Genomic DNA, 24,819 nt, shown 5'->3' with positions numbered 1-24,819 from the left:
GTGGCTCGGTTCCCTTCGAAAACAGGTGAGGCAAGTCTACGCCTCGGGCTGGTGCCGCTCGTCCGCCTGGACGGTCGCGGCGTCACCGCCGGGCTGCGCTGCGACGCGTTGAGGCAGGCGTGGCCAGGCGACGACCACCGTCGCGAGGCCGACCGCGCCGTACGTCCAGACGAAACCGAGGACGCCCTGCGGGATGAGCACCGAGCCGCCGGCACTGGCGAGGGAGAACAGTCCGATGACGACGACCATGCCCAGGGCTGCCCAGAAGACGGCCAGTCGGTCCGTGAAGAGCAGGCGGAAGCCGATCATCAGCGCGAGGACGCCGACGAGCGCGAGAATGAGCGCGATGGGGATCGAGAGTTCGCCGATCCGGAACACGTTCTGGTGAACGACCGTTCCGACGGCGCCGTAGATGGCCCCGACGAGGAAGCAGAGGAGAGCTCCGGCGACCCGTGACAACAGCGGAGAACCGCCTTCGGTGCGGGGGGCGGCCGGCTGGGCGTCATCAAGAGTCACCGCCACAGTGTAACTGGACAGCATCCACGGCCCCGGCTAGTCTCTACTTTGGTAAGGCTATACTTACTTCCCCCCTCCTCCGGTCGCGTCAGCGTTGATTCCCGGCTGCCTCCATCACAGAAGGTCCCGTGTTCGCTAACTACCTGATCGGCCTGCGCGAAGGCCTCGAAGCGGCCCTCATCGTCGGCATCCTGATCGCCTATCTGGTCAAGATCGACAGGAAGGACCTGCTTCCGCGGATCTGGCTCGGCATCGGTATCGCGGTTCTCGCGTCTCTGACCACCGGGGCCATCCTGACCTTCGGTCCGTACGGCCTGAGTTTTCAGGCGCAGGAGGCGATCGGGGGGATCCTCTCGCTCGTCGCCGTCGGCTTCGTGACCTGGATGATCTTCTGGATGGGCCGCACGGCCAAGGATCTCAGCCGCAACCTTCGCACCGGCGTCGACCGGGCAGCAGCGGGGGCCGGATGGGGAATCGTCCTGCTCGCCTTCCTCAGCGTCGGCCGCGAGGGCATCGAGACAGCGTTGTTCGTCTGGACGACGGTCGGCCCCAACAGCACGGGGACCGAGGCGCTCACCGGCGTCCTTCTCGGCATAGCGACAGCCGTCGTCCTCGAGATCCTGATCTATCGCGGGCTCCTCACCATCAACCTCTCCGCGTTCTTCACGTGGACCGGTTATGCCCTCATCCTCGTCGCTGCCGGCGTTCTGCTCTACGGCATCGGAGACCTGCAGGAAGCAGGCTTCCTCCCCGGCTGGGGTGTGACGGCTTTCGACGTCAGCACCGCGATCCCGCCCACGAGTTGGTACGGCACCCTCCTCGGCGGCACCCTCAACTTCAACCCTGCGCCCACCTGGCTGCAGGTCGGCTGCTGGCTGGCTTACACGGCCATCACCATCGTGCTGTTCGCCCGGCTCACCAGGCGACCGGCGACAGCAAAAACCCCCGCCCTTGTCTAACGGAGTAACCCATATGACCGCTCGTCCCGCCCTGGGCCTCGCCGCCCTCGCCGCCGTCGCCCTTACCCTCACCGGATGCGTCGCCAACAACACGGAGACCGACGCCCTGACCGTCGATATCACCGACGACAACTGCGCGGTCTCCAGCGCAACAGCGCCATCCGGCGCGATCACCTTCAGCGCGACGAACAACGGCACGGCCGTGAACGAGTTCGAGATCCTCGCAGAGGACAAGCTGCGGATCGTCGGCGAGAAGGAGAACATCACCCCAGGGCAGACCGTCGACTACGTCATCCAGCTCGAACCGGGAACGTACTACACCGAGTGCAAGCTCGGAATGGTTGGCGCGGGGATCGGCACAGCCGAGTTCACCGTGAGTGGAAACGCCGGGGCGGTCGACGCCGACGAGCAGGAGCGCACGGATGCCGCTGTCACGAACTATGTCTCCTACGTCAAGGACCAGGTCGGCGAACTGGTCGCCGCAGTCGACACCTTCGGCGAGGCATACGCCTCCGGTGACGACGAGACGGCCAGGTCCCTCTTCCCCACCACCCGCGTGCACTACGAGCGCATCGAGCCGACGGCTGAGGCATTCGGCGACCTCGACCCCAAGCTCGACTTCCGCGAGCCGATGGCAGAGGAGGACGGAATCGAGTTCACCGGCTTCCACCGCATCGAGAAGGACCTCTGGGCTCCTGAAGGCTTCACTCCGAGCAACGCCGCCGAACGTCGCGTCCTCGCCGACGGCCTCATCGAGGACGTCGCAACACTGTACGACCTCGTCTACTCCGACGACTTCACCGTGAGCCTGTCCGACATCTCGAACGGCGCCATCGGTCTGCTCGACGAGGTCGCGGCGTCGAAGATCACGGGTGAGGAAGACGAATTCAGCCACACCGACCTCTGGGACTTCCAGGCCAACGTCGAAGGCGCATCCGTCGCCTACGGCAACGTCCGTGAGATCGCAGCAGCTCGCGGCGAGGAAGGCAAGGAGCTGGTTGCGGACATCGACGAGCAGTTCGAGAACCTCAACACCCTCCTGGCACAGCACGGCAACCTCGCTGACGGCTTCGTCTACTACGACGAGCTGACCCCGGAGCAGATCAAGGAACTCTCCGACGGCATCAACGCCCTCGCCGAGCCCCTCGCCGTGCTCACCCACACGGTCCTCGACATCGCCGAGCCCACCGAGTAGATGCAGATGACCGACGCCGAACCCGCACGCACCGACCGCGGTGGGCTGTCCCGCAGGGGGCTGCTCGCCCTGGCCGGTGCGGCCGCAGGAGGGCTCGCGGTCGGCGGGGTTGCCGGTGCCGCGGTCGGCGCGGCCGTCGCTGCGACGCCTGCAGGGCGAGCGACGACGTACCCGTTCTTCGGCGAGCACCAGGCCGGGATCACGACGCCGGCGCAGGACCGCCTGCATTTCGCCGCATACGACGTCTCACGGACGACGGACCGCGCCGATCTGATCGAGCTGCTCCAGGACTGGACATATGCGGCATCCCGGCTGACACAGGGTCTTGACGTGAGCGAGGAGGGCGCCGTCGGCGGATCGGATGTCGCCCCGCCAGATGACACCGGCGAAGCGCAGGGGCTGCCAGCGGCCGGGCTCACGATCACGTTCGGTTTCGGTCCGACCCTGTTCACCACGGCTGACGGCGTCGATCGCTTCGGGCTCGCGGATCGCAGGCCGGCCGCGCTCGTCGATCTTCCGCACTTCTCTGGTGACACTCTCGACGAGAGCATCTCGGGCGGTGACCTGTGCATCCAGGCCTGCGCAGACGACCCGCAAGTGGCCGTTCACGCCATCCGCAACCTGTCACGCATCGCCTTCGGCCGTGCAGCACTTCGGTGGTCGCAGCTCGGGTTCGGGCGCACATCGTCGACGTCGACCGCCCAGGTGACACCGCGCAACCTGTTCGGCTTCAAGGACGGCACGGCGAACATCAAGGCGGAGGAACCGGCTACCGTCACCGAGCAGGTGTGGGCCGCTTCCGATGATGGCGCCGAGTGGATGGCGGGCGGTTCCTATCTCGTCGCCCGCAAGATCCGCATGATCATCGAGACCTGGGACCGGGCGTCGCTCGGTGAACAGGAGCGGATTGTCGGGCGGACCAAGGGTGAGGGAGCCCCGCTCAGCGGTGGAACCGAGTTCACCGAGCCCGAGTTCGACTCGTCGGAGGGCGCAGCGATCGACCGCGACGCCCATGTGCGGCTCGCGCATCCGAGCATGAACGACGGCGCGAAGCTCCTGCGCCGTGGGTACAACTTCGTCGACGGCAACGACGAGCTCGGCCGCCTCAACGCCGGCCTGTTCTTCATCTGCTTCCAGCGCGACCCGCGCACGCAGTTCATCCCGATCCAGAAACAGCTGGGCCGGAGTGACCTGATGAACGAGTACGTGAGGAACATCGGTTCGGGCATCTTCGCCATCCCGGCCGGCGTCAAGGACGGCGGCTGGATCGGGTCGGCACTGTTCGCCTGAGCTGTGCACCCCGAGGGAGCAGCGCGTTGACCCCTCGAGTCGCCACGAATGGTCGTTCGAGCGCCGAATCGCCAGGAGCTGCTGCCTGCACCCGCAAACGACGACATCTCGTGGCGAATCAGCACCGGATGCTGGCAGCGTTGCCGTCGGCGCTCAGGCCATCCCTGTCCACAGGCGGAGCAGCGCCGCCACGGCGGCGGCCGCGATCACGACGACCAGGAACGGCACACGGAGCCAGTACAGCGCAGCAGCGACGACGAGGGCGGGCACCCGGGCGTCGAGCACCAGCTGCTGACCTGCTCCGAGCGTCTGGACGGCGATGAGCGCGGCGAGAAGCGCGACGGTGAGCAGGTCAGCCGTCCGGGCTGCCGCCGGCTTCTCCAGCCAGTGCGGCGGAACCGCATAACCGACCAGCTTGATGGCGACACAGGCGATGGATGCGAGCAGGACGATGTGCCAGACCGTCATGACGTCCCCGCCTCTCCCGCGGGCGTCCGTGCGCCAAGCCAGTTCGTCACCCCGAAGATCACGGCGACGAGGGCAGCGGCGATCACCGGGACACCGGGAGACACCACGGGCGTCAGGGCGGCCGCGAGGACCGCCGCCGCGCAGGCGACCGCGATGGTCTGGTGACTCTTCAGGCGCGGCCACAGCAGGCCGAGGAAGGCGGCAGCGGCCGCCGCGTCGAGGCCATAGGCGCGCGTGTCCCCGAGCAGGTCGCCGATCAGCGCGCCGAGCAGCGTGGTGAGGTTCCACCCGATGTAGACGACGATCCCGGTGACCCAGAACCCGCGGCGCTGTGCAGCAGGTTCGTCCTGGGCGAGGGCGACGGCCGTGGATTCGTCGATGGTGAGCCACGCCGCAGCGGAGTCGCGCCAGATCCCCCTGCCGCCGACCACGGGCTTCATCCGCATGCCGTACGCGGCGTTGCGTGAGCCGAGGAGCACGGCACTCGCGATCGCGGCAGGGCCGGCGGCGACTCCCCCGGAGGCGAGAACGCCGACGAGGGCGAACTGCGACCCTCCGGTGAACATCAGGAGGCTCAACACGCAGGTCTGCCAGACGTCGAGCCCCGCAGCGACCGCAAGGGCACCGAACGACACCCCGTACGCAGCGGTCGCGACGCCGACAGCGATGCCCTGGCGGGCCGCCGCCTTCTCAGGGGTAGTCGGTTGGCGTTCTCGTCGTCGCATCGGCTAGGCGACAGGCACGACGGTGTATATCACCGTCTCAGGCGTGGAGACGAGAGTGACGTCGTAGCCGTCACCGGACAGGTGCACGACGGAACCGTCCGCATTCGACACACGCCCGGTCTCACTGAAACCGGCCCCGGCGAGGGCTTCGGATGCTGCGTCTCCCGAGTCCTGCGCGGTCACGTTCACGACCCAGCCAGCTTTCCCGTCGATCGTGGTCTCTGCGCCCATGACGTTTCCGCTGACGAGGGGAACGGCGTCGGACGGGAACCCGTCCGGCACTCCTCCGCTGAGCTTCACGTCGAGCGCTCCGCCCGTGGCATCCTCGATCGCCTGTTCGACCCCGCCGGTGATGCCCTCGCCGATCTGGGTGCACCCGGTGAGGGCGGTTGGGACGGCCAGGCAGGCGAGAAGGGCGACGGTGAGACGAATTCTGGGCATGGATAGAGATTACCGTCCAACGACAAAGCGCCCGGGATCAGGGATCCCGGGCGCTTCCGCCGTTCGGCGGGTACTACTAGTCGTTCTGCTTTTTCAGCCGGCTCGTGTTGCGCGCGCGGGCGTTGGCGTCGAGCTCGACCTTGCGGATTCGCACGATTGCCGGGGTGACCTCGACGCACTCGTCTTCACGGGCGAACTCGAGGCACTCCTCCAGCGACAGCTGGCGTGATGGCGTCATCGACTCGAACGTGTCCGAGGTCGACTGGCGCATGTTCGTCAGCTTCTTCTCTTTGGTGATGTTCACGTCCATGTCGTCATTGCGCGAGTTCTCGCCGATGACCATGCCCTCGTAGACCTCTTCGGTCGGGTTGACGAAGAACGTCATCCGCTCCTGGAGGGCGATGATGGCGAACGGGGTGACCACACCTGAGCGGTCGGCCACGATCGAGCCGTTGTTTCGCGTGACGATGGCGCCTGCCCACTCGTCGTATCCGTGCGAGATCGCGTTGGCGATTCCGGTGCCGCGGGTAAGCGTCATGAACTCGGTGCGGAATCCGATGAGGCCACGCGAAGGAATGATGAATTCCATGCGGACCCAGCCGGTGCCGTGGTTGGCCATGTTCTCCATACGGCCCTTGCGAGCGGCCAGGAGCTGGGTGATGGCGCCGAGGTACTCCTCGGGAACATCGATGGTGAGGTGCTCGTACGGCTCGTGCGTCTTGCCGTCGACCTTCTTGGTGACGACCTGCGGCTTGCCGACGGTCAACTCGAAGCCTTCACGACGCATCTGCTCGACGAGGATGGCGAGGGCGAGTTCTCCACGGCCCTGCACTTCCCACTTGTCAGGCGCACCGATGTCGAGGACGCGGAGTGACACGTTACCGACGAGTTCACGGTCGAGACGGTCCTTGACCATGCGGGCGGTGAGCTTGTGGCCCTTGACCTTGCCGACGAGCGGTGAGGTGTTCGTTCCGATGGTCATCGAGATCGCCGGCTCGTCGACCGTGATGGTCGGGAGCGGGCGGACGTCGTCGGGGTCCGCGAGCGTCTCACCGATGGTGATGTCCGGGAATCCTGCCACGACGACGATGTCACCGGGGCTTGCGCTCTCAGCCGGGTAGCGGTCGAGGGCCTTGGTGATGAACAGCTCGGTGACGCGCACATTGTGAACGGAGCCGTCGTACTTGACCCAGGCGACCGTCTGACCCTTCTTGATCGTGCCCTGGAAGATGCGAAGGAGCGCGAGGCGACCGAGGAACGGCGAGGCGTCGAGGTTGGTGACGTGAGCCTGGAGGGGGTGCTCGTCGTCGTAGACGGGAGCGGGGATGTGCTTGATGATGGCGTCGAACAGCGGCTCGAGGTCGTCGTTGTCCGGCAACGTGCCGTTGTCAGGCTTGTTCCAGCTCGCAGCACCGTTGCGGCCAGAAGCGTAGACGACGGGTACGTCGAGGACGGCGTCGAGGTCGAGGTCGGGGACGTCATCTGCCATGTCGCTCGCGAGGCCGAGGAGAAGGTCCTGGCTCTCGGCGACGACCTCATCGATGCGGGCATCGGGGCGGTCGGTCTTGTTGACGAGGAGGATGACGGGCAGCTTGGCCTCGAGCGCCTTGCGGAGCACGAAGCGCGTCTGCGGGAGCGGGCCCTCACTCGCGTCGACGAGGAGCACGACGCCGTCGACCATGGACAGGCCGCGCTCGACCTCTCCACCGAAGTCGGCGTGGCCGGGGGTGTCGATCACGTTGATCGTGATCGGACCGTTCGTCGCGTGCTTGCCCTTGTACGACACCGCCGTGTTCTTGGCGAGGATCGTGATGCCCTTTTCGCGCTCAAGCTCGTTCGAGTCCATCGCGCGCTCTTCGAGGTGTGAGTGCTCGGCGAACGAGTCCGTCTGACGGAGCATGGCGTCAACCAGCGTGGTCTTGCCGTGGTCAACGTGAGCAACAATGGCTACGTTTCGGAGGTCGTCGCGCGAAGCTTGCGCCATGAAGAAAATCCTTACAGAGAATGGATGCCGCTGGAATTCGGTGCGGCCGGAAGTGGAGAGGTGGGCACAGAGCCCGACCCAACAGAATATCCTACCGCACTCGGCTCGCTCCCCCGCTGGGAGCCCCCGGTGGAGCCCCGGTGGCACGGGCCGGAACGATGAAACGGGACCGCCCCGAAGGGCGGCCCCGCTCTGATCAGCTGTGGCGTCGAAGGACACCGACGCTCTGGTGGTGTCGGGTCAGCGCCCGAACTCGAAGTTGCCGCCCGGGATCGCCTCGAGGAGTTCCTGCGTGTAAAGCTCGCGCGGGTTGTCGAAGACCTCGTCGGTCGTCGCGGACTCCACGATCTTTCCCTTCTGCATCACGCTGACGTTGTCGGCCACGAGGCGGACGACGGCGAGGTCGTGTGTGATGAACAGGTAGGTCAGGCCGAGCTCGGACTGCAGCTCGGTGAGCAGGTTGAGGATCTGCCCCTGCACGAGGACGTCGAGCGCCGAGACCGCCTCGTCGAGTACAAGCACATCCGGCTTCAGCGCCAGCGCACGAGCGATGGCGATGCGCTGCCTCTGACCTCCGGAGAGTTCACTCGGGTAGCGGAACCGGGTCGCAGACGGAAGCGAGACCTGGTCGAGAAGCTCGCGGACGCGGGCCTCCCGTTCCTTGGCGTTGCCGACCTTGTGGGCGAGCAGAGGTTCGGCGATCGTGTTGCCGACGCTGTACTGCGGGTCCAGCGACCCGTACGGGTCCTGGAACACGGGCTGCACCCGGCGCCGGAACTTCAGCAGGTCCGGCCCCTTCAATGAAGCGACGTCCTGACCGTCGAAGTCGATCTTTCCGCTCGTGATGCTCTCGAGCTGGAGGATGAGCTTCGCCACGGTGGATTTACCCGAACCGGACTCACCGACGATCGCGGTCGTGGTTCCGCGCTGGACACCGAACGACACGTCGTTGACGGCAAGGAGTTCATCGTGCTTGAACCCCGCTTTGCGGATCCGGTACAACTTCGACACGTTCTGAACCGAGATGAGATCCGCGGCCGGTGCCGCGTTCTCCCGCTCGGCAGCCCGGGCGAGGAGCGCGTCATCCAGCGAGCCTTCGGAGAAGATCTGCGCTTCGTTCGCGGCACGGTGCTTGACCGACTGGATGCGACGCGAGGCAAGGCTCGGCGCAGCAGCGACGAGACGCTGGGTGTACGGGTGCATCGGGTTCGCGAGGATCTCCTGCGACGGTCCTGACTCGACGACTTTGCCCTGGTACATCACCACGAGCTGTTCAGCACGTTCGGCGGCGAGGCCGAGGTCGTGCGTGATGAACAGCACACTGGTGCCGTAGTCGCGCGTGAGCGTCGCCAGGTGGTCGAGGATCTGGCGCTGCACCGTGACGTCGAGCGCCGATGTGGGCTCGTCGGCGATGAGCAACTTCGGCCGGGACGACAGCCCGATACCGATGAGGACCCGCTGGCGCATTCCGCCCGAGAACTGGTGCGGGTACTGCTTCAGACGGTCGCCGGCATCAGCGAGCCCGGCCTCCTGCAGCACCTGGATGGTGCGTTGGCGCGCCTCTTTGCCCTGGGCGATGTTGTTCGCCTTGATGGCTTCCTCGACCTGGAACCCGATGGAGTGCACCGGGTTGAGGTTCGACATCGGGTCCTGGGGCACGTAGCCGATCTGGTTTCCGCGAACCGCCTGGATCTCCCGGGCGGAAAGCTTGGTCAGATCGCGCCCTTCGAAGAGGATCTGGCCGCCGGTGACCTTACCGGTGCCCGGCAGGAGGTCGATGATCGACTGCGCGGTCGTCGTCTTGCCCGAGCCGGACTCACCGACGATCGCGAGGGTCTGGCCTGCGTACAGGGTGAAATCCACACCCCGCACCGCAGGAACGATGCCGCGCTGGGTCTCGAAGCCGACCTGAAGATCGCGGATCTGCAGGAGAGGTTCGTTCGACGGGTCGTCGAGCGAGTTGACGGTCTGGGTGGCTGGCTGGCTCATCGGCGCGCCCTCGCCTTCGGGTCGAGTGCATCACGGACGACGTCGCCGAGCATGAGGAACGAAAGGACGGTGATAGAGAGCGCCGCGGCCGGGTACAGCAGAGTCTGCGGGCTGGTGCGGAGCGAGTTCGTCGCCTGGTTGATGTCGTTGCCCCAGGACATGACGTTCGTGGGCAACCCGACTCCCAGGAACGACAGCGTCGCCTCAGCGACGATGAATGTTCCGAGCGAGACGGTCGCGATGACGATGACCGGGGCGATCGAGTTCGGCACGACGTGTCGGAGAAGGATTTTGCCCCTCTCCACGCCCAGCGCGACGGAAGCCGTCACGTAGTCGGAGTTTCGGGCGCTCAGGACCGCGCCGCGCATGATGCGGGCGATCTGTGGCCAGGCGAAGATGCCCAGCACCACGGCGACCGTGACCGGCGTGCGGTTCGGGAGGACCGAGATGAGGACGATGGCACCGAGGACGGTGGGAACGGCGTAGAAGATCTCACCGACGCGGGAAACGACGGAGTCGAGGAATCCACCGAAGAAGCCGGCGAGAGCTCCGACAACGACACCGATGATGGTCACCATCAACGTAGCCAGCAGGCCGACCGTGACCGACGCCTGTGCCCCATGGATCACGCGGGAGTAGACGTCACAACCCTGTCGGGTGAAACCGAACGGGTGCCCGGCTTCGGGACCGCCGTTGCTGTTGGCCAACTGGCAGTCCGTGTTCGGCGGCACCTGCGTGAACAGACCGGGGAACAGCGCGACGACGATGATGAGGACGATCATGACCGACGAGATCCAGAACATCGGCCTGCGGCGCATCGCGTCCCAGGCATCCGCCCACGTGCTGCGCGCCTTCTGTGACTCGTCCAGCTTGTCGACCGGGGCGACAGGGGTCTCCTCGATCGGGGCGACGTAGTGGCCCTGAGGTGTGAACTTCTTACTTGGCATAGCGAATCCTTGGGTCAAGCAACGCGTAGAGCAGGTCGACGAGCAGGTTGGCGATCACGAAGATGATGACCATCACTGCGATGAATGAGACGACCGTCGGGCCTTCGCCGAGCTGGATAGCCCGGTAGACCGTTCCTCCGACTCCGTTGATGTTGAAGATGCCTTCGGTGACGATCGCGCCGACCATCAGCGACCCGAGGTCAAGGCCCAGGAAGGTGACGACCGGGATGAGCGAGTTCCGGAGCACGTGAACGCGCACGACACGGTTTCGTGAGAGCCCCTTGGCCGTTGCTGTCCGAACAAAGTCAGCGCTGAGATTGTCGGACACGCTCGCCCGGGTGAGCCGGACGATATAGGCGAACGAGACGGATGCCAGCACGATGGCCGGCAGGATCAGCTCGCTCCACGGAGCGTCGCCAGACACGGTTGTGCGTGCCCAGCCGAGTTGAACTCCGAAGATCAGCTGGAGCACGAAACCGATGACGAAGGTCGGCACGGAGATGAGGAGAAGACTGACAACGAGAGCGGACGCGTCGAACAGTTTGCCCTTGCGCAGTCCGGCGATGAGGCCGATCAGGATTCCGGCGATCGATTCGAACAGCAGCGCGAGGATCGCGAGGCGGGCCGTGATCGGGAACGCCTGGGCCATCACGTCCGAGACGGGGCGACCGGAGAACGTCGTGCCGAAGTCGCCCTGGAACAGGCCGATGATGTAGAGGAAGTACTGCACGATGAACGGCTTGTCGAGGTTGTACTCCTCACGGATGATCTCGATCACGCCAGGGGCAGGTGGTCGGTCTCCGTACAGCGCCGCAATCGGGTCTCCCGGAAGCGAGAAGACCATGAAATAGATGAGGAACGTTGCCCCGAAGAAAACGGGGATCGTTTGGAGGATGCGTTTGCCTGTGTACCAGAGCATCAGGCAGTCTCGCCGGGTCGAATGAACATGAATGTCGCAATCACTGGAGAAGTCTAATCAATGAAATGTCCGGGGCGAATCCGCCCCGGACATTTCATTGCTTGTTTGTGCTGGGCTGGTGAAACTTAGCCCTTGGTGATCTGGTAGTACAGCGGAACCGAGTTCCAGCCGAACACCACGTTGTCGACGGTGTCAGCCGAAACGCCGGTGACGTTGGAGTACCACAGCGGGATGGACGGGAGGTCCTCGAGGAGGACTTCCTGAGCTTCCTGGTACTTCGCGGTCGCGTCTTCAACGCTGCTTGCCGTTGCACCTTCCTTGAGGAGGCTCTCGAACTCTTCGCTCGAGTAGTCCTCGTAGTTCGATCCGGCGCCAGTGACGTACAGCGGAGCGAGGAAGTTGTACAGCGACGGGTAGTCGGCCTGCCATCCGGCACGAGTTCCACCGGTCAGCTTGTCGGCGTCGCGGTCTTCGAGAGCGGCCGCGAAGGTCGGGTACGGCTTGCCGACAGCCTCGATGCCGAGGGTGTTGACGATGCTGTTGATGACAGCGTCGACCCAGGCCTGGTGGCCACCGTCGGAGTTGTACGCGAGGTCGAACACGGTCGAGCCGTACGGCGCGATCTCGTCGGCTTCAGCCCACAGCTTCTTGGCTTCTTCAGGGTTGTACTCGAGGACTTCAGCACCCTTGAGCTCGTCGGTCCAGCCGTCGATCACCGGGGAGGTGAAGTCGGTGGCCGGGGTACGGGTGCCCTGGAAGATGACATCGGTGATCTCATCGCGGTTGATGGACATCGAGAGCGCGGCGCGACGCAGCTTGCCTTCCTCGCCACTCCAGTGCTCGAGGTAGTACGGCATGTTGAATGCCTGGAAGACCGCTGCCGGCTGGTTGACAGCACGGTCACCGAACTCATCTTCGTAGGTCTCGAATGCGGAGTCGGGAACAGCGTCGAGCACATCGAGGTTTCCACCCTGGATGTCCGCGTAAGCGGCTTCCTGAGTGGCGTAGAAGATGATGTCGAGTCCGCCGTTGGCCGGCTTGCGCGGACCGTCGTAGTCAGGGTTGGTGACCAGCGAGATCTTTTCCTCGTGGACCCAGGCGCCTTCTTCGGCCAGCATGTACGGGCCGTTGCCGATCGGGTTCTCGCCGAAGGCTTCCATGTCCTCGAATGCGGCCTTGGGCAGCGGCGAGTATGCCGAGTAGCCCAGGCGCAGCGGCCAGTCAGCTTCGGGAGCGGCGAGTTCGACCGTGAAGGTCGTCTCGTCGACGACCTTGAGGCCGGTCAGTTCGGAGTCCTTCTCGTAGTCGAATCCGACGATGTTGTCGAAGAAGTACGAAGAACCCTGCGCGTTGCTGAAGAGTGCGCCGTAGTTCCAGGCGTCGACGAACGACTCAGCCGTGACGGGCTCGTCGTTGCTGAAGGTCCAGCCGTCTTCGAGCGTGACCGTCCAGTTCGTCGCGTCGTCGGACTCGATCGACTCAGCGACCTCGTTCTCGATTTCACCGTCAGCGGTGTACGAAACGAGACCAGCGAAGAGCGAGTCGATGATCTTTCCGCCGCCCACCTCGGTGGTGTTCGTCGGGATCAGCGGGTTCTGCGGCTCGTTGCCGTTGGTGGTGATGATCGCTGTGGCGTCACCCTTGGGGTCTTCTGCTGCCGGCTCATTGCCCGACGCGCAGCCCGTCAGCGCAAGTGCGCTGGCAGACAGCAGCGCAAGGGCGCCGAGGCCAATGCGTGATTTCTTCAATTTTCCTCCTGTGCAAGTGAGCACGGCAGGCAGAATTGTGCCCCGTCTACCGCGCTGGATACAAGAACCCTAAGTATCGTTGGGGTGATCTGCAAAATTCGGCGGGCAATCGTTACACACCGGTAACTCAGTCTGAAGAATCTTGCATTTTTCGCACGTTTCTTGCACTTCTGAGCGTGACGGCGCGCGAAATCCACAACTTTCCCCCATAACGCACACGGAGCGAGAATGCCAGAGCAGAGCCGGGCGCGGGCATGGTGGGAGATCGCGATCGTTTTGGGGCTGAGCGTCGGGGCCTCGGCGGTCTATTCGCTGGTCGCGATCGTCGCCCGGCTGACCGATGACCGGCCGCTCTCCGACCAGTCGGCCAGCCTCAACCCGTCGCAGAGCGAACGGGAGTGGCTCGATTTCACCTACCAGTTCCTCGGCATCACCTTCGAGCTCTTCGCCGTCGCACTCGCGCTGTACCTGCTCTGGCGGCCCGGCATGAGTGGCATGGCGCGGATCGGTCTGGACTTCCGTCAGCCCGGACGCGACGCGACCCGGGGCATCCTGCTGTTCCTGGCCATCGGCATCCCCGGCATCGCCCTGTACGCGGCGGGACGGCTGACCGGGATCACCGTCGCCATCGTGGCCTCACCTCTCGACACCCACTGGTGGACGGTTCCCATCCTCATCCTTTCCGCCTTGCGTGCGGCACTCGTCGAGGAGGTCATCGTTGTCGGGTACCTCTTCACCCGGCTGAAGGAACGGGGCTGGTCTGACTGGACGATCATCCTGTCCACGGCAGTGCTCCGCGGAAGCTACCACCTCTACCAGGGCATCGGTCCGTTCATCGGCAACGTCGTCATGGGGATCGTCTTCGGCTGGTGCTACCGCCGATGGGGCCGCGTCGCGCCCCTCGTCGTCGCTCACACGCTGCTCGACGTCGCGTCGTTCGTCGGCTATCCGTTGGCCGTCATGCTCTGGCCGGACTTGTTCATGCAACCGAAGTAACGCCATCCGGCACCTTGTCGCGCGATCACCGACCCCATTAGGGTGTCACGCAGTGCACAGAGCGGTGCGCTGCGCATCGCTGCGCTGAATCCCAGGAGGATCATGGCACACGACGACACAGGGACGAACGCCCCTAACACCGCGATCGACTACATCGCCATCGAAGAATCCCCGCCATTCATCGAACACAAGAGACGGCATCGAAGTTTCGTCTTCCCGCTCACCATCGCCTTCCTCGTCTGGTACTTCGCGTACGTCCTTCTCGCCGACTACGCGCACGAGTTCATGTCGATCAAGGTCATCGGCAACATCAACGTCGGACTGCTGCTCGGACTCAGCCAGTTCGTGACGACGTTCGCCATCACGACCTGGTACGTCTCGTTCGCGAACCGGAAGCTCGACCCGGCCGCTGAGAAGTTCCGGAACGAACTCGAGGAGATGGAACGCTCATGACCGTCGGAGAACCCATACTCAACATCTCGATCTTCGCGGCGTTCGTCGCCGTGACCCTCGTCATCGTCATTCGCGCCTCGCGGTCGAACAAGACGGCGAACGACTTCTACGCTGCTGGGCGATCGTTCAACGGCGGGCAGAACGGTACAGCCATCGCCGGCGATTACCTCTCTGCAGCATCCTTCCTCGGGATCTGTGGGGCCATCGCGGTCAACGGATACGACGGATTCCTCTATTCGATCGGTTTCCTCGTCGCCTGGCTCGTCGCCCTGCTGCTCGTCGCCGAGCTGCTCCGCAACACGGGCAAGTTCACGATGGCGGATGTCCTCTCGTTCCGTCTCAAGGAACGTCCGGTCCGTCTCGCCGCAGCGACAGCGACACTCGCGGTCTGCTTCTTCTACCTGCTCGCGCAGATGGCAGGGGCCGGCGGACTCGTCTCGCTGCTGCTCGGCGTCAACGACAGCCTGGGTCAGTCCGTGGTCATCGCCGTCGTCGGTGTCATCATGATCCTTTACGTACTCATCGGCGGCATGAAGGGCACCACCTGGGTGCAGATCATCAAAGCCGTTCTCCTCATCGCCGGCGCCGGTGTCATGACGGTATGGGTGCTCGCGCTCAACGGGTTCAACCTGTCCACACTGCTCGGCAGCGCGGCGGAGGTCGCGGGCGAAGGCATCCTGAACCCGGGCGCGCAGTACGGACTCACCGGGTTGTCCCGGCTGGACTTCGTCTCGCTCGCGCTCGCGCTCGTACTCGGAACCGCGGGTCTCCCCCACGTGCTGATGCGGTTCTATACGGTCCCGACCGCCAAGGAGGCCAGGCGAAGCGTGGTCTGGGCGATCTGGCTCATCGGGCTGTTCTACCTGTTCACTCTCGTGCTGGGCTACGGAGCCGCGTACCTCGTGGGCAAGGAGACCATCCTGGCCGCACCGGGCGGGGTGAACTCCGCGGCACCACTGCTCGCGTTCGAACTCGGCGGGTCGATCCTGCTCGGGATCATCTCGGCCGTGGCGTTCGCGACGATCCTCGCGGTCGTCGCCGGGCTCACCATCACAGCGGCAACCTCGTTCGCACACGACGTCTACGCCAACGTGATCAAGAAGGGTGCCGTCCCGCCGAACGGCGAAGTGAAGGTCGCCCGCATCACCGTCGTGGTGATCGGACTCCTCGCCATCGCCGGCGGCATCGGCGTGCAAGGCCAGAACATCGCGTTCCTCGTGGCACTCGCGTTCGCCATCGCAGCGAGCGCCAACCTGCCGACCATCCTCTACTCCCTGTACTGGCGCAAGTTCACCACGCGCGGCGCACTGTGGAGCATGTACGGCGGGCTGGGTTCCGCACTGCTGCTGATCATCTTCTCCCCCGTCATCTCAGGGGCGGAGACCTCGATGTTCCCCGACGCGAACTTCGCGTTCTTCCCACTGAACAACCCGGGCATCATCTCCATCCCGCTCGGGTTCCTGCTCGGCTGGCTCGGAACGGTGACGTCGTCGGTGAAGGAGGATCCGAGGGTGGCTGCTGAAATGGAAGTGCGCTCGCTTACCGGTCATGGTGCGGAGAAGGCTTCTTCGCACTGACCCCTTAGTGGGTGAAGGGAGTATTTTCTCCTCAGCTCAGACAATGACAAGGAACGCCCCCGGACACTCGGGCTCCCGCTTCACGCGGACCGTCCTGTCCGGGGGCGTTCCTTGTCATAACTCGACACCCCGAAAACACTCCCTTCACCCGGCGAATTCGAGTGTGGCGGCCGTGGCATAACCTGCGGGCTCGCTCGGTGGACGGGCAGGCGCGCTGAGAGGCCAGGACCGGCGGGCTCGCTGAGCGCTGGAAGGTCGCCCCGGGCTGGGGGCGGGGGCAAAAAGGGCCGATTGGTAGGGTTGGCCGGGACACGGCGTTTCGGGACGCCGATTTCTGAGGGGAAAACATGTCCACTGATACAACGTCGTACATACGCGGCCGCTTCACCGTCATTGCACTTGCCACTGCGCTGCTCGCCTCCGCCCTCGTCGCCGTTCCGGTCACCGCCCAGGCTGCAGAGCCCGCCGTCGGCGGCTACACACTCACTGAGGCGAGGAAGATCATCCTCGAAGACACCAACGCGATCCGTAAGGGTCTCGGACTCAAACCGGTGGTCCAAAGCGCTGCGCTCAACACCGTCGCCCAGAACTGGTCGGCGAAACAGGCGAGCGTCAGGACGATGTCCCACAACCCGTCGTACGCGAAGCAGTACCCGGCCGGCTGGACGACAGCGAGCGAGAACGTCGCATACGGCTACGCGGTGAAATCCGTCGTCGCCGCGTGGAAGGCCTCCCCCGGCCACTACAAGAACATCACCCAGGCATCCGCCAACGCACTGGGCGTCGGTGTGGCGACAGCCAGCAACGGGTCGCTCTACTACACCCAGAATTTCGCCACCTACCCGGGAGGCGTCCCGTCTGCCATCGCCGGCACCAGACCGAGCATCAGGACACCGGGCGACATCGTCGTCGCCGACACGTCCGGTCGGCTCTGGAACTACGGCAGGCAGGGTCAGGTCGGCACGACAGCGAGGACGCTCATCGGAAGCGGCTGGACGGGGATCAGGGAACTCCACGTCAACGACTGGAACAGCGACGGCATCCAGGATCTCGTCGTCCAGTGGCAGAACGGGCAGATGCACGTCTACCCCGGTCGCGCAGCCGGGGGGTTCACGCCCAGGATGCTCATCGGTTCCGGCGGCTGGGGCAACGTCGAGGTCGACATCGCGAAGTGGAAGACGACGGACAGGTATCCGTCCGTCGTGATGAAGGATGCCGCGGGCGCGCTCTGGCTGTACCCGAACACCCGCGGTGCGACGCTCTCCGCCCGCACATCGATCGGCAGCGGCTGGTCGGCGCTGAGCGTCAAGATCGCCGACTACAACAAGGACGGCAAGCAGGACGTCCTCGCGACGAACGCGAAGGGTGAGATCTGGCTCTACCGGACCACCGGCGCCGGACGATTCGTCGCGGAGACTCGGACGAGGATCGGTTCAGGCTGGTCGGGCTTCACATCCGTCGTCCTCAGCGGCTTCGGCGGAGCCGGCACCACAGGCCTCATCGGCAAGGATTCGGCCGGGGCGCTGTTCTATTACCCGATCCTCACCGGCAAGTTCGGCGCCCGCCAGGCGATCGGCACCGGCTGGGGCGCGATGGCGCTGAGCAACGACTAGATTTCAAACACCCGCAGGGCGCTGGAGCGTTTTGCGGGGTGTCGAGTCATGAAGCGCTGCCTCCGGGGCACGTGCTCAACTTCCTCAGTCGAGGAAGCCGAGCGCCCGGGTGGCAGCGCTTCATTGTTTGAGCTGAGGAGCAAAATGCTCCAGCGACCTGCTAACCCTCAAACGCCTCGGGGGGCGGGCAGGCACACACGAGGTTGCGGTCTCCGAACGCGTTGTCGATCCTGCGCACCGGCGGCCAGTATTTTGTCCGCACGAGTGAACGGACCGGGTACACGGCCTGCTCGCGGGTGTAGGCGTGCTCCCACTCCCCCTCGATCACGGCTTGCGCCGTGTGCGGTGCGTGGACCAGCGGGTTGTCGTCGGCGGGCCAGGTTCCGGCTGCGACGGCATCCGCTTCACCCTTGATCGCGATCATCGCGTCGATGAACCGGTCGATCTCGGCGAGGTCCTCACTCTCGGTCGGCTCGACCATGAGGGTGCCTGCGACCGGGAAAGACATGGTCGGCGCATGGAATCCGTAGTCGACGAGGCGCTTTGCGACGTCGTCGACCGTCACACCCGTGGCTTCCTTGAGCGGACGCAGGTCGAGGATGCACTCGTGCGCGACGAGACCGTTGTCGCCGGTGTAGAGCACCGGGTAGTGGTCCCGCAGCCGGGTGGCGATGTAGTTCGCCGCCAGGACGGCAGCGCCTGTCGCCTTCTTGAGACCCTCTGCGCCCATCATGCGCACATAGGCCCACGAGATCGGGAGGATGCTCGGGCTGCCGTAGGGAGCGGCTGAGACCGGTCCGCCGCCGTGGACGAACGGTCCGTGGTCGTCACGCTGGGCGAGCGGGTGCCCGGGGAGGAACGGCGCGAGGTGCGCCTTCGCCGCGACCGGCCCGACACCCGGGCCGCCACCGCCGTGCGGGATGCAGAACGTCTTGTGCAGGTTGAGGTGCGAGACGTCGCCGCCGAAGTCACCGAACCTGGCGTAGCCGAGCAGCGCGTTGAGGTTGGCGCCGTCGACATAGACCTGTCCGCCGGCGTCGTGGACGGCCTGCGTGATCGCGGTCACCTCGTGCTCGTAGACGCCGTGCGTCGACGGGTAGGTGATCATCAGTGCGGCGAGCGCGTCGGCGTGCAGGGCGATCTTCGCCTTGAGATCGTCGATGTCGACGTTGCCGAGCTCGTCGCACGCGACCACGACCACCTTCATGCCGGCCAGAACGGCGGATGCCGCGTTGGTGCCGTGTGCACTCGACGGGATGAGGCAGACGGTGCGATCCGTCTCGCCGTTCGCGCGGTGGTAGCCACGGATGGCGAGGAGCCCGGCGAGTTCGCCCTGGCTCCCGGCGTTCGGCTGGAGGGACACGGAGTCGTACCCGGTGACCTCGGCGAGCCAACTCTCGAGCTGCTCGATCAGTCCGAGGTAGCCGATCACGTCGGCCTCAGGAGCGTACGGGTGCAGCCCGGCGAACTCGGGCCAGGTGACGGCTTCCATCTCGGTCGCCGCGTTGAGCTTCATCGTGCACGAGCCGAGCGGGATCATGCCGCGGTCGAGCGCGTAGTCCCTGTCGGCCAGCTGCTTGAGGTAACGCATCATGGCGGTCTCGGAGTGGTGGGTGTTGAACACCGCATGGGTGAGGTACTCGCTCGTGCGACGGAGGCCGTCAGGCAGTCGAGTGGTCTCAGCACCGTCGACGATGTCGACCTTCTCGTCGCGTGAGAAACCGAACGCGACGACGACGGCCTTCAGCTCCGCGGCGGTCGTGGTCTCGTCGACCGAGATGCCGATGGTGGCGTCATCGACGAGGTGCAGGTTGATGCCCAGCTCGCGAGCCCGGCCGATGATCGTCGACGCCTTGCCGGGGATGTGAACCCGGATGGTGTCGAAGAAGGTGTCGCAGACGAGGGTGAGTCCGTAGCTCGTGAGGATGCTTGCGAGCACGTCGGCGCGGTGCGCTGTCTCGGTGGCGATCCGGCGGAGCCCATGCGGGCCGTGGTAGACGCCGTACATCGATGCCATCACGGCGAGGAGGACCTGCGCGGTGCAGATGTTCGACGTCGCCTTCTCCCGGCGGATGTGCTGCTCCCGCGTCTGCAGGGTGAGCCGGTATGCAGGGTGCCCCGCGGCATCCTGGCTCACCCCGACGAGGCGGCCGGGCAGCTGGCGTTCGAGTCCCTTGCGCACGGCCATGTAGCCGGCGTGAGGGCCGCCGAAGCCCATCGGCACGCCGAGTCGCTGGCTCGTGCCGACGGCGATGTCGGCGCCGAGTTCGCCGGGCGAGGTGACGAGGGCGAGGGCGAGCAGGTCTGCGGCGACGACCGTCAGCCCGCCCTGTGCCTTCACTGACGCGAGAACGGTCGACGGGTCCCAGACGCGGCCCGATGCGCCCGGGTACTGGACGAACGCGCCGAAGCTGGCGTCAGGGAGTGCGCCTCCTCCTGCGAGGTCCACCTCGACGAGATCGATGCCGACGGCTTCTGCCCTGCTGGCCAGGAGTGCTTTCGTCTGCGGGAACGCGTCTTCATCGACGACGAACACGTTCGTCGCGAGCTTGGACGCGCGCCTCGCGAGGAGCATCCCCTCGACGACGGCGGTGCCCTCGTCGAGCATCGACGCGTTCGCGGTGTCGAGTCCGGTGAGGTCGGTGACCATGGTCTGGAAGTTGATCAACGCCTCGAGGCGGCCCTGCGAGATCTCCGGCTGGTACGGCGTGTACGCCGTGTACCAGGACGGGTTCTCGAGCACGTTCCGCTTGATGACCGCTGGGGTGACCGTGCCGTAGTATCCGAGCCCGATCATCGACGTGCGGACCGTGTTGAGGTCGGCGAGTTCCCGCAGTTCGGCGAGGGCTTCACGCTCACTGGCCGCTGCGGGGATCGATGAATTGAGGATCTCGCCCACGTGGATCGACTCGGGCACTGCGGCCTCGACGAGTGCGTCGACGCTCTCGTAGCCGACGGCGGCCAGCATTCCGGCCTGCGCCGCGGCATCCGTTCCGATGTGGCGCTCGGAGAACAGTTCCGCCATTATTCGCCGACCAGCGCGGAGTACTCGTCCCAGCTGAGCAGGCCGTCCGGCAGGGCGTCGAAGCGCACCTTGATCAGCCAGCCGGCTCCGAACGGGTCACTGTTCACCAGGCTCGGGTCATCGACGACGTCGGAGTTCTGCGCGGTGACCGTGCCGTCGACAGGTGCGAAGAGTTCGCCGACGGACTTCGTCGACTCGATCTCGCCAACGACGGTTCCCGAGGCGAGCGTGCCGTCGACGTCGGGCAGCTCGACGAAGACGACGTCACCGAGCTTCTCGGCGGCGTAGTCGGTGATGCCGACCGTGGCGATGTCGCCGTCGATGTCGAGCCACTCGTGCTCGGGCGTGTACTTCAGCGTGGTCTTGTCAGCCATGGCCTTACTTCTCTCTTCTGTAGAACGGGAGTGCTGTGACAGTTGCGGGAATCGCGGTGCCGCGGACATCGACGGCCAGTTCGGTGCCGGGCTCGGCAAGCGCCGGATCGACGTACGCCATCATGATCGGATGCCCGAGGGTCGGCGACAGGGCGCCACTCGTGACGATTCCGACCGTGGCGCCGTCGGCGACGACGGGGTATCCAGCCCGGCCGGCGCGACGCCCGTCAGACACGAGGCCGACGAGGACCCTGGCGCCGTCGGCAGGACCGGCTTCGACGGCACGACGGCCGACGAAGTCGCCCTCCTTGGTGAGATGGACGACGCGACCGAGCCCGGCCTGAACCGGCAGGGTGTCGACGCCGAGTTCGTGGCCGTAGAGCGGCATGCCCGCTTCGAGGCGCAGGGTGTCCCTGCTGGCGAGGCCGGCTGGGACGAGCCCGCGCTCCGCTCCCGCGACGGTGAGCGCGCGCCAGAGATCGGCGGCATCGGCGGCGTCGACGTAGAGCTCGAACCCGTCCTCGCCGGTGTATCCGGTGCGCCCGACGAACACGGAACGACCGTTGAAGGTTGCGCCTGTCGACCAGTAGTACTTGAGGTCGGCGAGCGGCTGCTGGCCCTCCGCGACGGCGAACCCTGCGGTGTTCTCGATGATGGCGAGGGCGTTCGGACCCTGCACGGCAATGAGCGCAACGCTGTCACTGACGTCGCGGACAGCCACGTCGAAACCGTCTGCGCGGTCGGTCAGGGCGGTGACGACGGGTTCACGGTTCCCCGCGTTGGCCACGACGAGATACGCGCCGGGAGCGTTCTGGTAGACGATGAGATCGTCGATGATCCCACCGGTCTCGGTGAGCAGCAGGCTGTACTTGGCCTGCAGGAATTTGACCGTGGAGATCTTGCCAGCGAGGGCGTAGTCGAGGAACGCTGCGGCATCGGGGCCTGTCACCTCGATCTCGGCCATGTGCGAGATGTCGAAGATACCGGCGGCCGTCCGCACGGCAGCGTGCTCGGCGAGGTCGCTGGAGTAGCGGACGGGCATCTGCCAACCGGCGAAGTCGGTGAAGCTCGCCCCGAGGCTCTCATGGATCGGGAAGAGCGGGCTGGTGCGTTCAGGGATGGGGTCCGACACGAGTTCTCCAGAGTTCCGCCCGAGTCGCTCGGACGGTCGCAAATGCGGCTGCGGCACGCGAGGTGCCTTGGGAACTCCCCCTCTGTCATCGGCCTGAGAGTTTCGCGCGCCTCCATCATCTTGACGAGAGGCGGCTTTCACCGTCGGCGGAACGCGCAAGCGTGTTCGCTTTCCAGAGTGGCCAGTTCGATGCGGTACGTAAACCTGAGAGATTGGCGGGGAGGCTTGCTCCTTCGGTGCCGGGCGTGCCCGGCTCTCCCGCATCGCGTGTGCGGCCCGATATTCGATTTGCGCCCAGCCTACCGCGAGCGCGCCCCTCCCCGCGCCGCAATCTGTGGATGTGACGGACGATGAAGGACCGGACTTTCTGTTTTGGTCACAATGACACTAAGATGGTCAGAGACTTAGAGTCATTCCGACTTTAACCACAGATGAACGGGAGGACACCATGACCGCAGCGCACGCCGCCGTTCAGGTTGCCGTTTCGACCGTCATCTTCGCGCTTCGTCCCCATCCGGAAACCGGGCTGATGACGATGTGGATGCCGCTCGTCCGTCGCATCCGCGAGCCGTACGTGGGTCAGTGGGCGCTCCCAGGCGGTCCGCTGGAATCCGACGAGGATCTCGCCGAGTCCGCAGCCAGGACCCTCGCCGAAACCACGCTGCTCACCCCGCGGTACCTCGAGCAGCTGTACGCCTTCGGAAACACCGACCGCTCCCCCGGCGACCGCGTCGTCTCGATCGTCTACTGGGCACTCGTGCGCTCGGAGGAAGCCGACGTGGCGGTCGAGACCGAGAACGTGCGCTGGTTCGAAGCGGACACCCTGCCCGACCTCGCCTTCGACCACAACCTCATCGTCGAATACGCCCTCTGGCGCCTCCGAAACAAATTGGAGTACAGCCACATCGCCCACGAATTCCTGGGCGACACCTTCACCCTCTCCGAACTGCGCGAGGTCCACGAAGCCGTGCTGCAGAAATCACTGGATCCGGCCAACTTCCGGCGCCAGATCGAGGGCTCAGGCCAGGTCGTTCCCACCGAACACCTGCAGACCGGCGGCCGGCATCGCCCGGCGCGCCTCTACCGCTACAACCGCGCGGCGACCGCCGAGAACAACGGACCCCTCGGGACCCGGTCGGTTTCTCCCCGCCCGGTGCAAGGAGCATCATGACCATCACCGCCTCCGTCGACAGCACCCTGACGCAGATCTCCGCCGGCACCGCACCAGGCGCGTCGTGCAGCCCCGACCTCGTGCAGAAGCCCTGGGTCTTCGACCTGCAGCCACCCGGCTACGGCCCTGGCTCGTCGATGGGCGATGTCATCCCGGCCGGCTCGCCCCGCCAGGGGGCTCTGCCCGCCTTCTACCGTGAGGCCGGCGCCGACGAACTCGACCGCCGCATCCGCGCCGCCAAGGCCGCCCTCGGCGACCGGCTCGTCATCCTCGGGCACTTCTACCAGCGCGACGAAGTCCTCGCATACGCGGACTACGTCGGCGACTCGTTCCAGCTGGCGACCGCCGCGAGAGAACGAACCGAGGCAGAGGCGATCGTCTTCTGCGGCGTGCACTTCATGGCGGAGACCGCCGACCTGCTCAGCACCCGGGAACAGTCGGTCATCCTGCCCAACCTCGCCGCAGGATGCTCGATGGCCGACATGGCGAACATCGACCAGGTCGAGGAATGCTGGGAACAGCTCGCCGAGCTGTACGGAACTGAACCGGACGCCTCGGGCCGCGTCCCCGTCATCCCGGTCACCTACATGAACTCCTCCGCCGCTCTCAAGGGCTTCTGCGGCCGCAACGGCGGAATCGTCTGCACATCGTCGAACGCCCAGACGGTCCTCGAGTGGGCCTTCGAGCGCGGACAGCGCGTGCTCTTCTTCCCCGACCAGCATCTCGGCAGGAACACCGCCAAGGCGATGGGGGTGCCGCTCGAGCAGATGCCGATGTGGAACCCGAACAAGCCCCTCGGCGGCAACGACGCGCAGTCGCTCGACGACTCACGCGTCATCCTCTGGCACGGTTTCTGCTCGGTGCACAAGCGCTTCACGGTCGACCAGATCGCGAAGGCCCGAGCCGACTTCCCCGGCGTTCGCGTCATCGTGCACCCCGAATGCCCCATGCCGGTCGTCGACGCCGCAGATGAAGCCGGCTCGACCGACTACATCCGCAAAGCGATCGAAGCAGCGCCCGCAGGCACGACCTTCGCCATCGGCACCGAGATCAACCTCGTCCAACGGCTCGCCGCCGAACACCCGGAGCACACGATCTTCTGCCTCGATCCGGTGATCTGCCCGTGCTCGACGATGTACCGGATCCACCCCGGCTATCTGGCATGGGTGCTCGACGCCCTGCTCGACGGCGAGGTGCTCAACCAGATCACCGTCTCGGACGACGTCGCCCTTCCGGCACGAGTCGCCCTCGAGCGGATGCTCGCCGCCCGCCCGCCCGTGCAGGCGGGGGCCTGACC

General features: G+C 65.6%; 21 protein-coding genes and 2 riboswitches. Of the genes, 9 read left to right on the top strand and 12 right to left on the bottom strand.

The window, feature by feature from the left end; translation table 11 throughout:
• Window positions 1-36 precede the first annotated feature (36 nt).
• Complete coding sequence (locus AC1M2K_RS11020; protein ID WP_480241016.1) at window positions 37-516, bottom strand: hypothetical protein; 480 nt, start codon at window positions 514-516, stop codon at window positions 37-39.
• 128 nt (window positions 517-644) lie between these two features.
• Between AC1M2K_RS11020 and efeU the strand changes: the two genes are divergently transcribed.
• The 3 genes from efeU to efeB are packed head-to-tail and all read left to right on the top strand — an operon-like array spanning window position 645 to window position 3,960.
• Entirely contained in the window at window positions 645-1,475 is an 831-nt protein-coding gene (gene efeU / locus AC1M2K_RS11015) for an iron uptake transporter permease EfeU (RefSeq protein WP_480241015.1), read from the top strand.
• A 13-nt stretch (window positions 1,476-1,488) separates the two neighbouring features.
• Window positions 1,489-2,670 carry an iron uptake system protein EfeO gene (efeO, locus tag AC1M2K_RS11010; protein WP_480241014.1) on the top strand — a complete coding sequence of 394 codons (1,182 nt, stop codon included), beginning with the start codon at window positions 1,489-1,491 and terminating at the stop codon, window positions 2,668-2,670.
• The gene (gene efeB / locus AC1M2K_RS11005; RefSeq protein WP_480241013.1) at window positions 2,671-3,960 is read left to right on the top strand and encodes an iron uptake transporter deferrochelatase/peroxidase subunit; all 1,290 of its coding nucleotides are present in this window, start codon (window positions 2,671-2,673) and stop codon (window positions 3,958-3,960) included.
• A 153-nt stretch (window positions 3,961-4,113) separates the two neighbouring features.
• Here efeB and AC1M2K_RS11000 read toward each other — a convergent pair whose 3' ends face one another.
• The 8 genes from AC1M2K_RS11000 to AC1M2K_RS10965 all read right to left on the bottom strand — a co-directional run bounded on the left by AC1M2K_RS11000 (window position 4,114) and on the right by AC1M2K_RS10965 (window position 13,181).
• Window positions 4,114-4,428, bottom strand: a complete 315-nt coding sequence (locus tag AC1M2K_RS11000) for an AzlD domain-containing protein (RefSeq protein ID WP_480241012.1) — start codon at window positions 4,426-4,428, stop codon at window positions 4,114-4,116.
• Complete coding sequence (locus tag AC1M2K_RS10995) at window positions 4,425-5,153, bottom strand: AzlC family ABC transporter permease (RefSeq protein WP_480241011.1); 729 nt, start codon at window positions 5,151-5,153, stop codon at window positions 4,425-4,427. Before AC1M2K_RS10995 ends, AC1M2K_RS11000 begins: the two co-directional genes overlap by 4 nt.
• A gap of 3 nt (window positions 5,154-5,156) precedes the next feature.
• Window positions 5,157-5,594 carry a hypothetical protein gene (locus AC1M2K_RS10990; RefSeq protein ID WP_480241010.1) on the bottom strand — a complete coding sequence of 146 codons (438 nt, stop codon included), beginning with the start codon at window positions 5,592-5,594 and terminating at the stop codon, window positions 5,157-5,159.
• 76 nt (window positions 5,595-5,670) lie between these two features.
• Window positions 5,671-7,578: a translational GTPase TypA gene (typA, locus tag AC1M2K_RS10985; protein ID WP_480237070.1), complete on the bottom strand. Its 1,908-nt coding sequence runs from the start codon at window positions 7,576-7,578 to the stop codon at window positions 5,671-5,673.
• A gap of 240 nt (window positions 7,579-7,818) precedes the next feature.
• Complete coding sequence (locus AC1M2K_RS10980) at window positions 7,819-9,567, bottom strand: dipeptide ABC transporter ATP-binding protein (RefSeq protein WP_480241009.1); 1,749 nt, start codon at window positions 9,565-9,567, stop codon at window positions 7,819-7,821.
• Window positions 9,564-10,514, bottom strand: coding sequence for an ABC transporter permease (locus AC1M2K_RS10975; protein ID WP_480237072.1), 951 nt, complete (start codon window positions 10,512-10,514; stop codon window positions 9,564-9,566). Before AC1M2K_RS10975 ends, AC1M2K_RS10980 begins: the two co-directional genes overlap by 4 nt.
• Window positions 10,504-11,433: an ABC transporter permease gene (locus AC1M2K_RS10970; RefSeq protein WP_480237073.1), complete on the bottom strand. Its 930-nt coding sequence runs from the start codon at window positions 11,431-11,433 to the stop codon at window positions 10,504-10,506. The genes AC1M2K_RS10975 and AC1M2K_RS10970 overlap by 11 nt, the downstream gene beginning before the upstream one ends.
• 125 nt (window positions 11,434-11,558) lie before the next feature.
• On the bottom strand, window positions 11,559-13,181 hold the full coding sequence (locus AC1M2K_RS10965) for a peptide ABC transporter substrate-binding protein (protein ID WP_480241008.1): 1,623 nt from the start codon (window positions 13,179-13,181) through the stop codon (window positions 11,559-11,561).
• 228 nt (window positions 13,182-13,409) lie between these two features.
• Here AC1M2K_RS10965 and AC1M2K_RS10960 point away from each other — a divergent pair, with 228 nt between their 5' ends.
• The 4 genes from AC1M2K_RS10960 (at window position 13,410) to AC1M2K_RS10945 (ending at window position 17,820) form a co-directional block, all read left to right on the top strand.
• Window positions 13,410-14,177, top strand: coding sequence for a CPBP family intramembrane glutamic endopeptidase (locus AC1M2K_RS10960; protein ID WP_480241007.1), 768 nt, complete (start codon window positions 13,410-13,412; stop codon window positions 14,175-14,177).
• 102 nt (window positions 14,178-14,279) lie between these two features.
• Window positions 14,280-14,630, top strand: coding sequence for a DUF485 domain-containing protein (locus AC1M2K_RS10955; protein ID WP_480237076.1), 351 nt, complete (start codon window positions 14,280-14,282; stop codon window positions 14,628-14,630).
• A complete protein-coding gene (locus tag AC1M2K_RS10950) occupies window positions 14,627-16,207 on the top strand; it encodes a solute symporter family protein (RefSeq protein ID WP_480237077.1) in 1,581 nt (526 codons plus the stop codon). Before AC1M2K_RS10955 ends, AC1M2K_RS10950 begins: the two co-directional genes overlap by 4 nt.
• Window positions 16,208-16,554: 347 nt before the next feature.
• Window positions 16,555-17,820, top strand: a complete 1,266-nt coding sequence (locus tag AC1M2K_RS10945; protein WP_480241006.1) for a CAP domain-containing protein — start codon at window positions 16,555-16,557, stop codon at window positions 17,818-17,820.
• A gap of 160 nt (window positions 17,821-17,980) precedes the next feature.
• On the opposite strand, the gene gcvP is transcribed toward AC1M2K_RS10945, so the two are convergent.
• The 3 genes from gcvP to gcvT are packed head-to-tail and all read right to left on the bottom strand — an operon-like array spanning window position 17,981 to window position 22,351.
• Window positions 17,981-20,845, bottom strand: a complete 2,865-nt coding sequence (gene gcvP / locus AC1M2K_RS10940) for an aminomethyl-transferring glycine dehydrogenase (RefSeq protein WP_480241005.1) — start codon at window positions 20,843-20,845, stop codon at window positions 17,981-17,983.
• Window positions 20,845-21,219 (bottom strand): glycine cleavage system protein GcvH, encoded by a 375-nt coding sequence (gene gcvH, locus AC1M2K_RS10935; protein ID WP_480237080.1) that lies wholly within the window; start codon window positions 21,217-21,219, stop codon window positions 20,845-20,847. The genes gcvP and gcvH overlap by 1 nt, the downstream gene beginning before the upstream one ends.
• Window positions 21,220-21,223: 4 nt before the next feature.
• Window positions 21,224-22,351 (bottom strand): glycine cleavage system aminomethyltransferase GcvT, encoded by a 1,128-nt coding sequence (gene gcvT, locus AC1M2K_RS10930; protein ID WP_480241004.1) that lies wholly within the window; start codon window positions 22,349-22,351, stop codon window positions 21,224-21,226.
• Between the two features lie 75 nt (window positions 22,352-22,426).
• A riboswitch (glycine riboswitch) is annotated at window positions 22,427-22,532 on the bottom strand.
• A 1-nt stretch (window position 22,533) separates the two neighbouring features.
• Window positions 22,534-22,622: riboswitch (glycine riboswitch) on the bottom strand.
• A 177-nt stretch (window positions 22,623-22,799) separates the two neighbouring features.
• On the opposite strand from gcvT, the gene AC1M2K_RS10925 reads away from it, so the two are divergent.
• On the top strand, window positions 22,800-23,522 hold the full coding sequence (locus AC1M2K_RS10925) for an NUDIX hydrolase (RefSeq protein WP_480237082.1): 723 nt from the start codon (window positions 22,800-22,802) through the stop codon (window positions 23,520-23,522).
• Complete coding sequence (gene nadA / locus AC1M2K_RS10920) at window positions 23,519-24,817, top strand: quinolinate synthase NadA (RefSeq protein WP_480241003.1); 1,299 nt, start codon at window positions 23,519-23,521, stop codon at window positions 24,815-24,817. The genes AC1M2K_RS10925 and nadA overlap by 4 nt, the downstream gene beginning before the upstream one ends.
• Window positions 24,818-24,819: the final 2 nt, after the last annotated feature.

Source organism: Mycetocola sp. Y171, assembly GCF_056713165.1.
The sequence above is the reverse complement of the archived record's forward strand: the minus strand, read 5'-3'. Positions and strand labels throughout refer to the sequence as shown.

Bases quoted from the DNA above. Each gene is read 5' to 3' on its own strand.
- AC1M2K_RS10990 (WP_480241010.1), bottom strand. From the start codon at position 5,594: ATGCCCAGAATTCGTCTCACCGTCGCCCTTCTCGCCTGCCTGGCCGTC.
- AC1M2K_RS10955 (WP_480237076.1), top strand. From the start codon at position 14,280: ATGGCACACGACGACACAGGGACGAACGCCCCTAACACCGCGATCGAC.
- gcvH (WP_480237080.1), bottom strand. From the start codon at position 21,219: ATGGCTGACAAGACCACGCTGAAGTACACGCCCGAGCACGAGTGGCTC.
- efeO (WP_480241014.1), top strand. From the start codon at position 1,489: ATGACCGCTCGTCCCGCCCTGGGCCTCGCCGCCCTCGCCGCCGTCGCC.
- AC1M2K_RS10945 (WP_480241006.1), top strand. From the start codon at position 16,555: ATGTCCACTGATACAACGTCGTACATACGCGGCCGCTTCACCGTCATT.
- gcvP (WP_480241005.1), bottom strand. From the start codon at position 20,845: ATGGCGGAACTGTTCTCCGAGCGCCACATCGGAACGGATGCCGCGGCG.
- AC1M2K_RS10995 (WP_480241011.1), bottom strand. From the start codon at position 5,153: ATGCGACGACGAGAACGCCAACCGACTACCCCTGAGAAGGCGGCGGCC.
- typA (WP_480237070.1), bottom strand. From the start codon at position 7,578: ATGGCGCAAGCTTCGCGCGACGACCTCCGAAACGTAGCCATTGTTGCT.
- AC1M2K_RS10980 (WP_480241009.1), bottom strand. From the start codon at position 9,567: ATGAGCCAGCCAGCCACCCAGACCGTCAACTCGCTCGACGACCCGTCG.
- AC1M2K_RS10950 (WP_480237077.1), top strand. From the start codon at position 14,627: ATGACCGTCGGAGAACCCATACTCAACATCTCGATCTTCGCGGCGTTC.
- AC1M2K_RS10970 (WP_480237073.1), bottom strand. From the start codon at position 11,433: ATGCTCTGGTACACAGGCAAACGCATCCTCCAAACGATCCCCGTTTTC.
- AC1M2K_RS10975 (WP_480237072.1), bottom strand. From the start codon at position 10,514: ATGCCAAGTAAGAAGTTCACACCTCAGGGCCACTACGTCGCCCCGATC.
- efeB (WP_480241013.1), top strand. From the start codon at position 2,671: ATGCAGATGACCGACGCCGAACCCGCACGCACCGACCGCGGTGGGCTG.
- nadA (WP_480241003.1), top strand. From the start codon at position 23,519: ATGACCATCACCGCCTCCGTCGACAGCACCCTGACGCAGATCTCCGCC.
- AC1M2K_RS10960 (WP_480241007.1), top strand. From the start codon at position 13,410: ATGCCAGAGCAGAGCCGGGCGCGGGCATGGTGGGAGATCGCGATCGTT.
- AC1M2K_RS11000 (WP_480241012.1), bottom strand. From the start codon at position 4,428: ATGACGGTCTGGCACATCGTCCTGCTCGCATCCATCGCCTGTGTCGCC.
- AC1M2K_RS10925 (WP_480237082.1), top strand. From the start codon at position 22,800: ATGACCGCAGCGCACGCCGCCGTTCAGGTTGCCGTTTCGACCGTCATC.